Origin of the sequence: Pseudomonas wadenswilerensis, from assembly GCF_024749185.1 — a bacterium.
Taxonomy (GTDB): domain Bacteria; phylum Pseudomonadota; class Gammaproteobacteria; order Pseudomonadales; family Pseudomonadaceae; genus Aquipseudomonas; species Aquipseudomonas wadenswilerensis.
On sequence record NZ_CP087191.1, the window covers coordinates 395544 to 407739 of the forward strand.

General features: G+C 63.4%; 15 protein-coding genes and 1 pseudogene. 3 read left to right on the forward strand and 13 right to left on the reverse strand.

The window, feature by feature from the left end:
- Positions 1-20: 20 nt before the first annotated feature.
- The 11 genes and pseudogenes from LOY45_RS26895 to ubiE all read right to left on the reverse strand — a co-directional run bounded on the left by LOY45_RS26895 (position 21) and on the right by ubiE (position 7989).
- Positions 21-893, reverse strand: a complete 873-nt coding sequence (locus LOY45_RS26895; protein WP_374045263.1) for a methyl-accepting chemotaxis protein — start codon at positions 891-893, stop codon at positions 21-23.
- Positions 876-1991: pseudogene (locus LOY45_RS26900) on the reverse strand (methyl-accepting chemotaxis protein); the annotation flags it as partial. The pseudogene LOY45_RS26900 and the gene LOY45_RS26895, both read right to left, overlap by 18 nt.
- 24 nt (positions 1992-2015) lie before the next feature.
- The gene (locus LOY45_RS01765; protein ID WP_258578672.1) at positions 2016-2723 is read right to left on the reverse strand and encodes a 16S rRNA (uracil(1498)-N(3))-methyltransferase; all 708 of its coding nucleotides are present in this window, start codon (positions 2721-2723) and stop codon (positions 2016-2018) included.
- On the reverse strand, positions 2720-3511 hold the full coding sequence (tatC, locus tag LOY45_RS01770; RefSeq protein WP_115089269.1) for a twin-arginine translocase subunit TatC: 792 nt from the start codon (positions 3509-3511) through the stop codon (positions 2720-2722). The genes LOY45_RS01765 and tatC overlap by 4 nt, the downstream gene beginning before the upstream one ends.
- A complete protein-coding gene (gene tatB, locus LOY45_RS01775; RefSeq protein WP_115089268.1) occupies positions 3508-3891 on the reverse strand; it encodes a Sec-independent protein translocase protein TatB in 384 nt (127 codons plus the stop codon). Before tatB ends, tatC begins: the two co-directional genes overlap by 4 nt.
- Before the next feature lie 3 nt (positions 3892-3894).
- The gene (locus tag LOY45_RS01780) at positions 3895-4164 is read right to left on the reverse strand and encodes a twin-arginine translocase TatA/TatE family subunit (RefSeq protein WP_115089267.1); all 270 of its coding nucleotides are present in this window, start codon (positions 4162-4164) and stop codon (positions 3895-3897) included.
- Positions 4165-4189: 25 nt separating this feature from the next.
- Entirely contained in the window at positions 4190-4525 is a 336-nt protein-coding gene (locus tag LOY45_RS01785; protein ID WP_115089266.1) for a phosphoribosyl-ATP diphosphatase, read from the reverse strand.
- Position 4526: 1 nt separating this feature from the next.
- Positions 4527-4919, reverse strand: a complete 393-nt coding sequence (gene hisI / locus LOY45_RS01790) for a phosphoribosyl-AMP cyclohydrolase (RefSeq protein WP_115089265.1) — start codon at positions 4917-4919, stop codon at positions 4527-4529.
- A gap of 72 nt (positions 4920-4991) precedes the next feature.
- Positions 4992-6599 (reverse strand): ubiquinone biosynthesis regulatory protein kinase UbiB, encoded by a 1608-nt coding sequence (gene ubiB / locus LOY45_RS01795; RefSeq protein WP_115089264.1) that lies wholly within the window; start codon positions 6597-6599, stop codon positions 4992-4994.
- Positions 6596-7219, reverse strand: a complete 624-nt coding sequence (locus LOY45_RS01800) for a ubiquinone biosynthesis accessory factor UbiJ (RefSeq protein ID WP_115089263.1) — start codon at positions 7217-7219, stop codon at positions 6596-6598. The genes ubiB and LOY45_RS01800 overlap by 4 nt, the downstream gene beginning before the upstream one ends.
- On the reverse strand, positions 7219-7989 hold the full coding sequence (gene ubiE, locus LOY45_RS01805) for a bifunctional demethylmenaquinone methyltransferase/2-methoxy-6-polyprenyl-1,4-benzoquinol methylase UbiE (protein WP_115089262.1): 771 nt from the start codon (positions 7987-7989) through the stop codon (positions 7219-7221). The genes LOY45_RS01800 and ubiE overlap by 1 nt, the downstream gene beginning before the upstream one ends.
- A gap of 124 nt (positions 7990-8113) precedes the next feature.
- On the opposite strand from ubiE, the gene LOY45_RS01810 reads away from it, so the two are divergent.
- The 3 genes from LOY45_RS01810 to LOY45_RS01820 all read left to right on the forward strand — a co-directional run bounded on the left by LOY45_RS01810 (position 8114) and on the right by LOY45_RS01820 (position 9762).
- Positions 8114-8389, forward strand: coding sequence for a polyhydroxyalkanoic acid system family protein (locus LOY45_RS01810; protein WP_115089261.1), 276 nt, complete (start codon positions 8114-8116; stop codon positions 8387-8389).
- Between the two features lie 181 nt (positions 8390-8570).
- Positions 8571-8990, forward strand: coding sequence for a phasin family protein (locus tag LOY45_RS01815; RefSeq protein WP_115089260.1), 420 nt, complete (start codon positions 8571-8573; stop codon positions 8988-8990).
- A 10-nt stretch (positions 8991-9000) separates the two neighbouring features.
- Positions 9001-9762 (forward strand): phasin family protein, encoded by a 762-nt coding sequence (locus tag LOY45_RS01820; RefSeq protein WP_115089259.1) that lies wholly within the window; start codon positions 9001-9003, stop codon positions 9760-9762.
- 52 nt (positions 9763-9814) lie between these two features.
- Here the strand turns inward: LOY45_RS01820 and LOY45_RS01825 are convergent, their stop codons facing one another.
- The gene (locus LOY45_RS01825) at positions 9815-10429 is read right to left on the reverse strand and encodes a TetR/AcrR family transcriptional regulator (protein ID WP_134064728.1); all 615 of its coding nucleotides are present in this window, start codon (positions 10427-10429) and stop codon (positions 9815-9817) included.
- A 13-nt stretch (positions 10430-10442) separates the two neighbouring features.
- On the reverse strand, positions 10443-12125 hold the full coding sequence (gene phaC / locus LOY45_RS01830) for a class II poly(R)-hydroxyalkanoic acid synthase (protein ID WP_115089257.1): 1683 nt from the start codon (positions 12123-12125) through the stop codon (positions 10443-10445).
- Positions 12126-12196 lie beyond the last annotated feature (71 nt).

A 12196-nucleotide genomic window follows, 5' to 3' on the forward strand; every position in this document is an offset into this window, starting at 1 on the left:
GGCTTGCCCCGCGATGCTTTCTACAGCTGGAACTTGCCGACCAGCGTCTGCAAATGCGTCCCCAACCGCGCCAGCTCAACGCTCGACGCTGCCGTCTCTTCACTGGCGGCCGAGGTCTGATCCGACACATCCCGCACGTTCATCACGCTACGGTTGATCTCTTCGGCCACCGCGCTTTGCTGCTCGGCCGCCGCAGCGATCTGCTGGTTCATCGCCTGAATCGAAGACACCGTACGGGTGATGGTTTCCAGCGAGGTGCCGGCACGACGCGTCAACTCGACGCTGCTGTCAGTCAGGCCGCGGCTGGCATCCATCACCGTGGCCACTTGCTGGGTGCCGTTCTGCAGGCCGGCGATCAATTGTTCGATCTCCTCGGTGGACTGCTGGGTGCGTTGAGCCAGGCTGCGTACTTCATCGGCCACCACGGCAAAGCCACGTCCGGCCTCACCGGCGCGGGCCGCTTCGATAGCAGCGTTGAGGGCCAGCAGGTTGGTCTGCTGGGCCACCGACTTGATCACATCGAGCACGCTGCCGATCTTGTCGCTTTCGGCCTTGAGCTGGCCCATGGCTTCGCTGGAATGGTTGACCTCGCTGGCCAGGCGCTCGATCTGGGCGATGGCTTCACCGACCACCCGATCACCTTCGCGGGCCTGCTGATCGGCCATTACCGCCGCTTCCGAGGCTTCCTCGGCGTTACGCGCGACTTCCTGCACGGTGGCGGCCATTTCGTTCATGGCGGTGGCCACCTGGTCGGTCTCGACCTTTTGATTGTTGACCCCGGCGCTGGTCTGCTCGGTGACCGCCGACAGCTCTTCGGCGGCGCTGGCGATCTGGGTGACGCCGTCGCCGATGCCGCCGATCAATTCGCGCAGGCTTACGGTCATGCGCTGCATGCTGTGCTGCAACTGGCCCAGCTCGTCACGCCGATCGACCTTGAGGTCGTGGCGCAGGTCGCCACTGGCGACCTGGTCGGCGGCGTTGAGGGTCTGGCGCAGGGGGATGACGATCTGCCGGGTAATGGCCCAGGCGGCCAGCAGGCCGAACAGCAGGGCCAGCACCGTGGCCAGGGTCAGCATCGACTTGGCGTGTTGCGCCTCGTCATCGCGCAGGGTGGTGAGGGTGGTGGTCAGTTGCTGGCTCTGTTCGATCAGGTTCTGGCCCAGCACAATCATCTGCTGCGCGGCCTGCTCGGAGGCGCTTTGCGCGTTGCCGAACTCGACCACGGCGCCGCGGTAGTTGCCCAGGGCGCGGGCGGCCTGGTTGAAGTTGCTGGTGTAGCTGGCTGGCAGCACTTCAGCCAGGGTCTTGAGCTGCGAGGTGGCCTGGTCGATGGCTTGCAGCGCGGTCTGCTGGAACTCGGCCTTGCCGCTGTAGGTGTAGCCACGCACCTGGAAACGCGCCTGTTGCAGCAATTTGCTGGCGCCGACCACACTGTTGAACAGGTTCAGGTCGCTGCCGCTGAGTAGTTGTTGCTCGACCTGGGCGATCAGCGCCGCAGCCTCGTCGGCGCTGCTGCCGAGTACGGCGCGAGCGGCCTCGCGCTGTTGGGCGGCCTTGTCGGCACTGCTCAGCGCCTGGCGGTATTGGCGCACGGCGTCGTGCTGCTGCTCGATACGCCGACGATTCTCCGGCAGGACGATGCGTTGGTCGACCGCTTGCAGTTGGCGCTCTAACGCTGCCAGCGCATTGTTGAGGTTCTGCGCCGCCGCCTCGTCGCCTTTGAGCTGGAAACCCTGGCGGGCGATACGCAGTTCGAGGGTGGCCTGATGCACCTGGGAGATGCCGCCCAGAGTGTCGCCGCGTTCGGTGACACCGTTCAGGCCCTGCCAGCCGGTCAGGGTAATGGCCAGGGTCAGCAGCAGGACCAGGCCGAAGCCAATGCCGAGTTTGAGATTGACGCTCACGTTGCCCAGGTGCTGGGCTAACCAACGGTACATGGTGGGACTCCATTGCGATCGGCAGAGGCGATTATTGTTCTGTTGCCAATGCATCGGCCTGGAGCGGCAAAACTGAAGTCAGAACAGGCGGGCGAGCAGGGCGGTGACCGCCGTCTCCACGCGCAGGATGCGCTCGCCGAGTTGTACCGGGGCAAGGCCAGCCTTGCCCAGCAGGTCGATCTCGTAGGGAATCCAGCCGCCTTCCGGGCCGATGGCCAGGGTAACCGGCTCGTTCAGCCCGCGTGGGCACGGCGGGTACTGGCCGGGATGGCCGACCAGGCCAAGGGTGCCCTCGCTGATGGCTGGCAGGCGGTCTTCGACAAACGGCTTGAAGCGCTTCTCGATGATCACTTCGGGCAGGACGGTATCGCGGGTCTGCTCAAGGCCGAGGATCAGCTGTTCGCGGATGGCCTCGGGCTCAAGGAATGGTGTCTGCCAGAAGCTTTTCTCGACGCGGTAGCTGTTGACCAGGATCACTTTCGGCACGCCCATGGTAGCGACGGTCTGGAATACCCGGCGGAGCATCTTTGGCCGTGGCAGGGCCAGCACCAGGGTCAGCGGCAGCTTGGCCGGAGGCGGCTGGTCGAAGCTGACGCCGAGCTCGGCCTCATGGCCTTCCAGGCGCAGTACCGTGGCCTGGCCCATCAGCCCGCCGATACGCCCGACGCGCAGGGTATCGCCCACCGCCACGCGGTGGATTTCCTGCATATGGGTAAAACGCCGGTCAGCCAGCACCACGCGATCGGCCGCGATGAAGTCGGCCTCTTCGAGTAACAGCAGGTTCACGGCTGGGTCGCTGGCGGCTGGTCGTTGTGGTCGTCGGCAGCGTCTTCACGGTGCTCGCTGCGCTTGCGGATCAGCCCGCCAAACAGCACGCCGATCTCGAACAGCAGCCACATGGGCACGGCCAGCAGGGTCTGCGAGAAGATGTCCGGCGGGGTCAGGATCATGCCGACCACGAAGCAGCCGATGATCACGTACGGGCGAATCTTCTTCAGGTACTTCACGTCGACCACGCCGATCCACACCAGCAGCACCACGGCCACCGGGATCTCGAAGGCCACGCCGAAGGCGAAGAACAGGGTCATGACGAAGTCCAGATAGCTGGAGATGTCCGTCATCATCGCCACCCCGTCCGGAGTGGCGCTGGCGAAGAAACCAAAGATCAGCGGGAACACCAGAAAGTAGGCGAAGGCCATGCCGGCGTAGAACAGAATGATGCTGGAGATCAGCAATGGGATCGCGATGCGCTTTTCATGGCGGTACAGCCCTGGTGCGATGAAGCCCCAGATCTGCTGCAGGATCAGCGGAATGGCCAGGAACAGCGAGACGATCATGGTCAGCTTGAACGGCGTCAGGAACGGCGAAGCCACGTCGGTGGCAATCATCGTTGCGTTGGCCGGCAAGTGTTCGCGCAACGGCGCCGAGACCAGGGTGTAGATCTGCTGCGCGAAGGAAAACAGCCCGGCGAAGATCAGGAAGATGGCCGCGACGCAGCGCAGCAGGCGTGTACGCAACTCGGTGAGGTGCGAAACCAGCGGCATCGGCTGGTCGTTTTCCGGAATATCGCTCATGGGGCTCGCGGGGGCTGTGTCGGTTCGGTGGGCGCGCTGACGACCGGCGGCGGGGTTTCGCTGCTGGCCGGGGCTGGCGCCGGGGCGGTTTCGCCATTGGCTACCGGGCTTGCAGGCGGCTCAGGCGTCACGCTGTTGGGGTTGAGGATCTTGCGCGCTTCCTGCTCCATGGAGAGGATGTGCTCGTTATGCAACTGACGACGGATGTCATCGGCGCCGATTTCGCGCTCGACCTCCTGCTTGATTGCATTGAAGCTGCGCTTGAGCCGGCCGATCCACAGCCCGGCGGTGCGCGCGGCACCCGGCAGGCGCTCGGGGCCGAGCACCAGCAGGGCCACCAGGCCCACGAGCAACAGTTCGCTGAAGCTGATCCCGAACATTGATCAATCTTTCCTGATCGGCTCTTCGACCTTGTGGGCCTGGCCTTCGAAGGTCTGCGGCTGGTTCAGCGGCGAAGTGGCCTGCGGCTGGACAGGTTGCGCCGGCGGTGGCGTCTGCTCGTCCGGCTTGGTCTCTTCTTCGTTCATGGCTTTCTTGAAGCCCTTGATCGATTCGCCCAGGTCGCTGCCGAAGTTCTTCAGCTTCTTGGTACCAAACACCAGTACCACCACGACCAGCAGGACGATCCAGTGTTTCCAGTCAAAAATACCCATGGTGCAATCCCTCGAAATAATTCAGTTAGGCCGACGGCTGACGCGCTGCTTTCTCGGCGTGCCCGGACAGGCCGAAACGGCGGTCCAGCTCGTCCAGCACCGCCTGCGGGTGCTGGCCCAGTTGCGCGAGCATGACCATGCTATGGAACCACAGGTCGGCGGTCTCATAGATGACATCGCTGCAGTCGCCGCTATGGGCGGCGTCCTTGGCGGCGATGATGGTCTCGACCGACTCTTCGCCGAGTTTTTCCAGAATCTTGTTCAGGCCCTTGTGGTACAGGCTGGCCACGTAGGAGCTATCGGGCTCGGCGCCTTTGCGCGATTCCAGCACTTCGGCCAGGCGGGTCAGGGTGTCGCTCATGTCAGTGTCCTGCGCTGTAGATGGCATGCGGGTCCTTCAGGACCGGATCGACGGTCTTCCATTCGCCGTTCTCATAAACCCGGTAGAAGCAGCTTTCGCGGCCGGTATGGCAGGCGATATGACCCAACTGCTCGACCATCAGGATGATCACGTCGGCGTCGCAGTCCAGGCGCATTTCATGCAGCTTCTGCACGTGGCCGGATTCTTCGCCCTTGCGCCACAGTTTGCCACGCGAACGTGACCAGTAGATGGCCCGCTGCTCAGCGGCGGTCAGCGCCAGCGACTCGCGGTTCATCCAGGCCATCATCAGCACGCGCCCGGTCTTGTGGTCCTGGGCGATAGCCGGTACCAGGCCATCGCTGTTCCAGTTGATCTCGTCCAGCCAGTCTTTCATCTTCGACTCCAAAACCAGGTTCGATCCGTTGCCGAACCCTTGCGCTAGTGTGCCAGCCAGCGGCCCGGCTGGCTATCGACGCACGATCAGGTAGAGGCCGGCGGCCAGCATCAGCCAGGCCGGCCAGGCAGCCGGAGCGCTCAGGCTGACCGCGCCGGCAGCCAGGGTGGCACCGCCGCCGAGCAGCCCGGCACCGAGCAGGCGCAGGGCCCAGTGATCGCTCTTCTGCTGCCAGGGCGCAGGCGGGTCGGACAGGTGCGGCTGCGACATGCGTTCGAGCAGGTCGCGGGTCATGCCGGCCAGGTGCGGAATCTGTTCGACCTGGCCATGCAGGTTCTGCAGCAGGGTCTTGGGGCTGACCCGCTCGCGCATCCAGCGCTCGAGGAACGGCTGGGCGGTGCTCCACAGGTCGAGGTCCGGGTACAGCTGGCGGCCCAGGCCTTCGATGTTGAGCAGGGTCTTTTGCAGCAGCACCAGCTGCGGCTGGACTTCCATGTTGAAGCGCCGCGCGGTCTGGAACAGGCGCATCAGCACCTGGCCGAAGGAAATATCCTTTAACGGTTTTTCGAAGATCGGCTCGCACACGGTACGGATCGCCGCTTCGAATTCATTCAGCTTGGTCTGCGCCGGTACCCAGCCCGAGTCGATGTGCAACTGGGCGACGCGGCGGTAGTCACGCTTGAAGAAGGCGAACAGGTTGCGCGCCAGGTAGTCCTGGTCCTCGGGGGTCAGGCTGCCGACGATGCCGCAGTCGATGGCGATGTACTGCGGGCTCCACGGCTTGACGGTGCTGACGAAAATGTTGCCCGGGTGCATGTCGGCGTGGAAGAAGCTGTCGCGAAACACCTGGGTGAAGAAGATCTCCACGCCACGCTCGGCGAGCAGCTTCATGTCGGTGCGCTGGTCGGCCAGGGTCGCCAGGTCAGTGACCTGGATGCCGTAGATGCGCTCCATCACCAACACTTTCGGCCGGCACCAGTCCCAGTACACCTGGGGCACGTACATCATCTCCGAGCCTTCGAAGTTGCGCTTGAGCTGGCTGGCGTTGGCCGCCTCGCGCAACAGGTCGAGTTCGTCGTAGATGGTTTTTTCGTAGTCGTTGACCACTTCCACCGGGTGCAGCAGGCGCGCATCGGCCGAAACCCGCTCGGCGCCACGGGCAATCAGGAACAGCCAGGCCAGGTCCTGGGCGATGATCGGCTTGAGACCGGGGCGCACCACCTTGACCACCACCTCTTCACCGCTCTTGAGCTTGGCCGCGTGCACCTGGGCCACCGAGGCCGAGGCCAGGGGCTCGACGTCGAAGCGGCTAAACACTTCGCTGATCTTGGCCCCGAGCTGCTCCTCGATCAGGGCGATGGCTTTTTGCGGGTCGAACGGCGGTACCCGGTCCTGCAGCAGCATCAGCTCGTCGGCAATGTCTTCGGGCAGCAGGTCGCGGCGAGTCGAGAGCAACTGGCCGAACTTGATGAAGATCGGCCCCAGGTCCTGTAGCGCCAGGCGCAGGCGCGCGCCACGGCTGAGCTCCAGTTGCTTGCGCGGCAGCCAGCGCCAAGGCATGGCATAACGCAGGCCCATCAGCCACCAGGGCAGGGGCAGGGCGAACAGCAGGTCATCGAGACGGTAACGGATCACGACGCGCTGGATGCGCAACAAACGGCGGACGGCAAGCAGCTTCATGCGTTATCGCTGGTATCAAGGGATCGGGCAAGGCGCTCGATGCGCGCCTCAAGGCGTTCAATATCGACTTTTAGCGTGTCGAGTTCGCTGAAACGGGCTTCGGCTTCGCGCAGGCCTACCAGGGTCCGGGCCTCTTCGGCGAGGTACTCGGAAAGGTTCTGGTTGAGCGCCGCCAGGCCCTGGCGGGTCCAGTTGGCGCGGCTGCGCAAATGACCGCTGAGCAGTTGCGTGGCGACCGGGCCGAGCCAGCGGGAAACTTCGTACTCCCAGTCCAGCTCCAGGTCCTGCAGCACTGCCACCAGGTCGAGCAGCACCGCGCTGTCGCCTTCAAGCTCGACCTGCGGGCTGTGCAGCACGGCGCTCTTGTCCTGGCTCAGGGCCAGGCGCACCAGGCTGCTGGCGGGCGCGCGCAGGGTACAGTCGGCCTCATTGGCCCAGTGCGTGGCGAGCATCAGGCCTTCGTCGCTGGGCAGGATGAACAGCTGCAGGGCCGGCTGGCGGCAGTCGATGGCAATCACCTTGCCGTCGAGCGGGCGCAGACGCGGCAGCGCTGTGCTGTCCAGGCGCAAAACACGGTTGAGGCCGTGTTCGACGCTGGCGAGCAGGCCGGCCAGGAGCATCAGGGCTTGATTCCCCGGTGCAGGGCAACGATGCCGCTGGTCATGTTGTGGTAGGTGACGCGGTCGAAACCAGCTTCGACCATCATCGCCTTGAGGGTTTCCTGGTCGGGGTGCATGCGGATCGATTCGGCCAGGTAACGGTAGCTTTCCGAGTCGTTGGTGATCAGCTTGCCGGCCAGCGGCATGAAGGCAAACGAGTAGGCGTCGTAGACCTTGGACATCAGCTTGTTGGTCGGCTTGGAGAATTCCAGCACCAGCAAGCGGCCACCTGGCTTGAGCACCCGCAGCATGGAGCGGATGGCCTCGTCCTTGTGGGTGACGTTGCGCAGGCCGAAGGCAATGGTCACGCAATCGAAGTGGTTGTCCGGGAACGGCAGTTTTTCGGCGTCGGCCTGGACGAACTCGATGTTGCCGGCCACGCCGCGGTCGAGCAGGCGGTCGCGACCGACCTTGAGCATCGACTCGTTGATGTCGGCCAGCACTACCTGACCGCTGGGGCCGACCAGTTGCGAGAACTTGGCTGCCAGGTCGCCAGTGCCGCCGGCGATGTCGAGGACCCGGTTACCCGGGCGCACGCCCGACAGTTCGATGGTGAAACGCTTCCACAGGCGGTGCATGCCGACGGAGAGCACGTCGTTCATCAGGTCGTACTTGGCCGCCACCGAGTGGAACACCTCGGCGACTTTCTCGGCCTTCTGGCTTTCCGGCACGTTCTTGTAGCCGAAGTGGGTGGTGGGTTCGGCGTGGTCGCCTTTGCGCTGATCGTTCATATCGCTTCACCGGAAAAAATTACTGGCCATTCTAGGGCGTACGGTCGGTTTTGTCTTGGCGGGGTGTGTCGCAGGTGGGGCGCGGGCATAATACAAGTATGCCTTCGAACCCAGGATTGAATGAATGACCCAGATCAGCGTTGAACGCAAACACAACCTGGGCCGCGATGCGGCCCGGCAAAAGGCCGAAGCCCTGGTCGACAAGCTGGCCCGCGAATACGACCTCAAGGCCAGCTGGAACGGTGACCGGGTCGAGGTCAAGCGCAGTGGCGCCAATGGCAGCGTGCTGATTGGCGAGGACAGCATCAAGGTCGAGCTGAAGCTGGGCATGATGCTGTCGATGATGAGCGGGACCATCAAGAGCGAGATCGAGCGGGCGCTGGACAAAGCGTTGGCTTGATTGCGCGTTGACTTCATCGCCGGCAAGGCCGGCTCCCACAGGATTCGTGTGAGCCGGTCTGATCTGGATCAGTTGATCTTGCCCTTAGGGTGAGAATTCTAATTTTTCCCCCTACCTTGTGCTCAAGCCCAACTTCCCTGGGCATTTCCTCCATTTCCGTTCAGAGCGTGAGGTGCAGAGTATGGCCAAAGTGATCCTGAAGAAAAAAGACGACGCCCAGCGCACGTTGGGTGAGGTGCGCGGCTACGCGCGCAAGATCTGGCTGGCGGGCCTCGGGGCTTACACCCGGGTAGGTCAGGAAGGTGCCGACTACCTCAAAGAGCTGGTCAAGGCCGGTGAATCGGTAGAAAAACGCGGCAAGAAAAAACTCGATGCGCAGGTCGATGCCGCCAACTCCGAGATCGATTCGGTGAAGGGCGAGCTGAGCAGCGTCAAGGGCAAGGTCGAGGTTCAACTCGACAAAATCGAAAAGGCTTTCGACACACGGGTCGCAAGCGCCTTGAATCGCATCGGCATTCCGTCTAAACATGACGTGGAGACACTCTCTGTCAAGCTCGATGAGCTCACGGCATTGCTTGAACGTGTCGCACGTAAACAATAAGGAGAGCGGGATGGCTGGCAAGAAGACTACTGATAAAGAAGGCAGTTCCTGGGTCGGGGAGATCGAGAAGTATTCCCGCAAGATCTGGCTGGCTGGTTTGGGGATCTACTCCAAGATCGATCAGGATGGCAGCAAGGTGTTTGACAGCCTGGTCAAGGAGGGTGAGAAAGCTGAAAAACTGGCCAAGGGTTCGGTCGACTCGGCCAAGGCAACCGCCAAGTCGGCTACCTCGCGCATCAGCGGCGTCAAGGATCGCGCACTGGGCAAATGGGACGAACTCGAAGGTGCTTTCGACAAGCGCCTGAACAGTGCGATCTCGCGCCTTGGCGTGCCGAGCCGCAGTGAGGTCAAGGCGCTGCATTCGAAGGTCGACACCCTGACCAAGCAGATCGAGAAACTGACCGGCGCTTCGGTCACTCCGATCTCGAAAAAACCGGCGGCGAGCAAGCCTGCAGCCAAGCCACTGGCCAAGGCTGCACCGAAAGCGGCGGCGAAACCTGCAGCAAAAACTGCAGCGGCTAAACCTGCAGCCAAGCCAGCGGCGAAAACCGCAGCGGCAAAACCTGCGGCCAAGCCAGCAGCCAAACCGGCTGCAGCGAAGAAACCGGCAGTGAAGAAGCCAGCGGCCAAGCCAGCAGCTAAACCTGCAGCAGCGAAGCCGGCGGCACCTGCGGCCAGCGCTGCACCGGCGCCAAGCCCGGTACCGGTAGCCAATGCTGCACCGGTTACTTCGGCGCCGTCAGCTCCGGCAAGCCCGATCAGCCAGTCCTGATACTGGCTTTATCGCGGGGCAGTGCGGCGACCCGACTTGCCCCGCGATGCTTTCAACCCTCCAGATACCTTAGCGCCAACTGCTCGGCTGCATGCCGCGAGCCCGCCTCCAGGTGCGGCGCCACCAGCATCATCACCTGATACACCACCACCCCTACCTCACCCTCACGGGCCAGCACCCGTTGGTAATCGAGCGAGAACAGCAGCGTCAGGGTGATCTGCTCAACAAGCTGCCCCAACGCCCGCGTATCGCTGAGCACCTGCCCCTGGGCCTTGAGGCTGGCCAGCAGCGCCGCCAGGGTACGCTTGAGCGCGTTGAGCAGGTTGCGCATGCCACGGGCCAGCTTGGGCAGGCGCCCGGTCAGGTTCGACAGGTCCTGGAACAGGAAGCGGTACTGGGCCATGCGCTCGACGATCAGGTGCAGGAACAGCCAGTAGTCCTCGGCATCCAGGCGCACTTCCAGCGGCGGGTCGAGCAGTGGCGTGAGCTCGTCCTCGAAGCGTTCGAACAGCCCCAGCACCAGCGGCTCCTTGCCGTGGAAGTGGTAGTAGAGGTTGCCCGGGCTGATGCCCATTTCGTTGGCAATCTCCAGGGTCGAGACATTCGGCTCGCCCTGGCGGTTGAACAGTTGCAGGGCACACTCGAGGATACGGTCGCGGGTTTTCATCCGTTCTACTTGTTCAGCGCGCCTGCACGTAGCTGCCGGGCGCGGGGTCCATGGGAGGGTAGTTCTGGTTGCCGAGGGCCATCAGGGTTTCGCGCTGGGCGCCGGAGCGCGCCTGAATCCATTCCAGCCATTGCGGCCACCAGCTGCCGTCGACCTGCTTGCCATCGTAGAGCCAGGCCCGCGGGTCGCTGCTCAGGCGCTGATTGTCGACGTAATGCGCCTTGGGGTTGCCCGGCGGGTTGATGATGCTTTGCACATGGCCGCTGTTGGCGAGGATGAAGCGTTTGTCGCCACCGAGCAGCAGCACCGAGCGATACACCGCATCCCAGGGGGTGATGTGGTCGTTGCTGCCGGCGACGCTGAAACTGTCGACGTTGACCTTCTGCAGATCGATCGGCGTGCCGCACACTTCAAGCCCCGCTGCGTGGGCCAGCGGGTTGTGCTTGAAGAAGTCCAGCAGGTCGCCATGCAGCGCGGCCGGCAGGCGGGTGTTGTCGTTGTTCCAGTAGAGGATGTCGAACGCCGGCGGGGCCTTGCCGAGCAGGTAGTTGTTGACCCAGTAATTCCAGATCAGGTCGTTGGGGCGCATCCAGGCGAACACCCGGGCGATCTCGCGACCGTCGAGCACGCCTTGCTGGTAGGAGCGGCGCTTGGCGGCTTCAAGGGTTTGTTCGTCGGCAAACAGGCTGGCCGGGCTGTCGATCTGGCTGTCGAGCAGGCTGACCAGGTAGGTGGCGCTGCTGACCCGGCGCAACTGGCGCTTGGCCTGCAAATGACCTTGCAACGCGGCCATGGTCAGGCCACCGGCACAGGCGCCCATGAGGTTGACCTCGCGGCTGCCGGTGATCGCCCGGCACACGTTCATCGCCTCCTCCACGGCTTCGACATAGCTCGACAGGCCCCACTCACGGTGGCGCGGGTCGGGGTTGCGCCAGCTGATCATGAAGGTCTGCAGGCCGTTCTTGAGCATGTACTGGACGAAGCTGTTGGCCGGGCTCAGGTCGAAGATGTAGAACTTGTTGATCTGCGGCGGTACCACCAGCAATGGCCTGGCGTATTGTTTTTCGCTCATCGGCTTGTACTGGATCAGTTCCAGCAGCTCGTTGCGAAACACCACCGAGCCCGGCGTGGTCGCCAGGTTGCGGCCGACCTCGAAGGCCTGCGGGTTGACCTGGCGCGGCAGGCCGTCGTTGTGCCGCAAATCATCGAGCAAGTGGTTGATGCCGCGCACCAGGCTCAGGCCACCGGAGTTGAACAGCTCCTTGACCGCCAGGGGGTTGAGCAGTGAGTTGCTGGGCGACACGGCATCGTTGAGCAGAGTGAACAGAAAGTGCGCGCGGGCGCGGTCGTCTGGCGCCAGCTGGCTTTCGTCGATCCACAGGCGAGTGTGCTTCTGCCATGCCAGGTAGGCCTGCAGGCCGCGGCTGTACAGTGGGTTCTGGCTCCAGGCCGGGTCCTTGAAGCGGTTGTCGCGGGGGCTCGGTTGATAGGGAGTTTCGCCGAGCAGCACCTTGCCCAGTTGATTGCCCAGGGCCAGCATGTGCTTGGCGGTGTGCAGCGGGTGGCGCAGACCATGGCGGCTGACGCTGCGCAAGGTCGAAAACAGGTCACGTCCGCGCAGGCCGCTGATTGCACTCTGCACGTTCATATAGGTGGCGGGGACCGGTACCGATCCCTTCGCGGGTTTGTCTTTCATCAGGCAACACTCCGTCGTCAGGCCATCAACAAACACATCAATGCAAGAGCGACACCAACCTCACGCCGCGC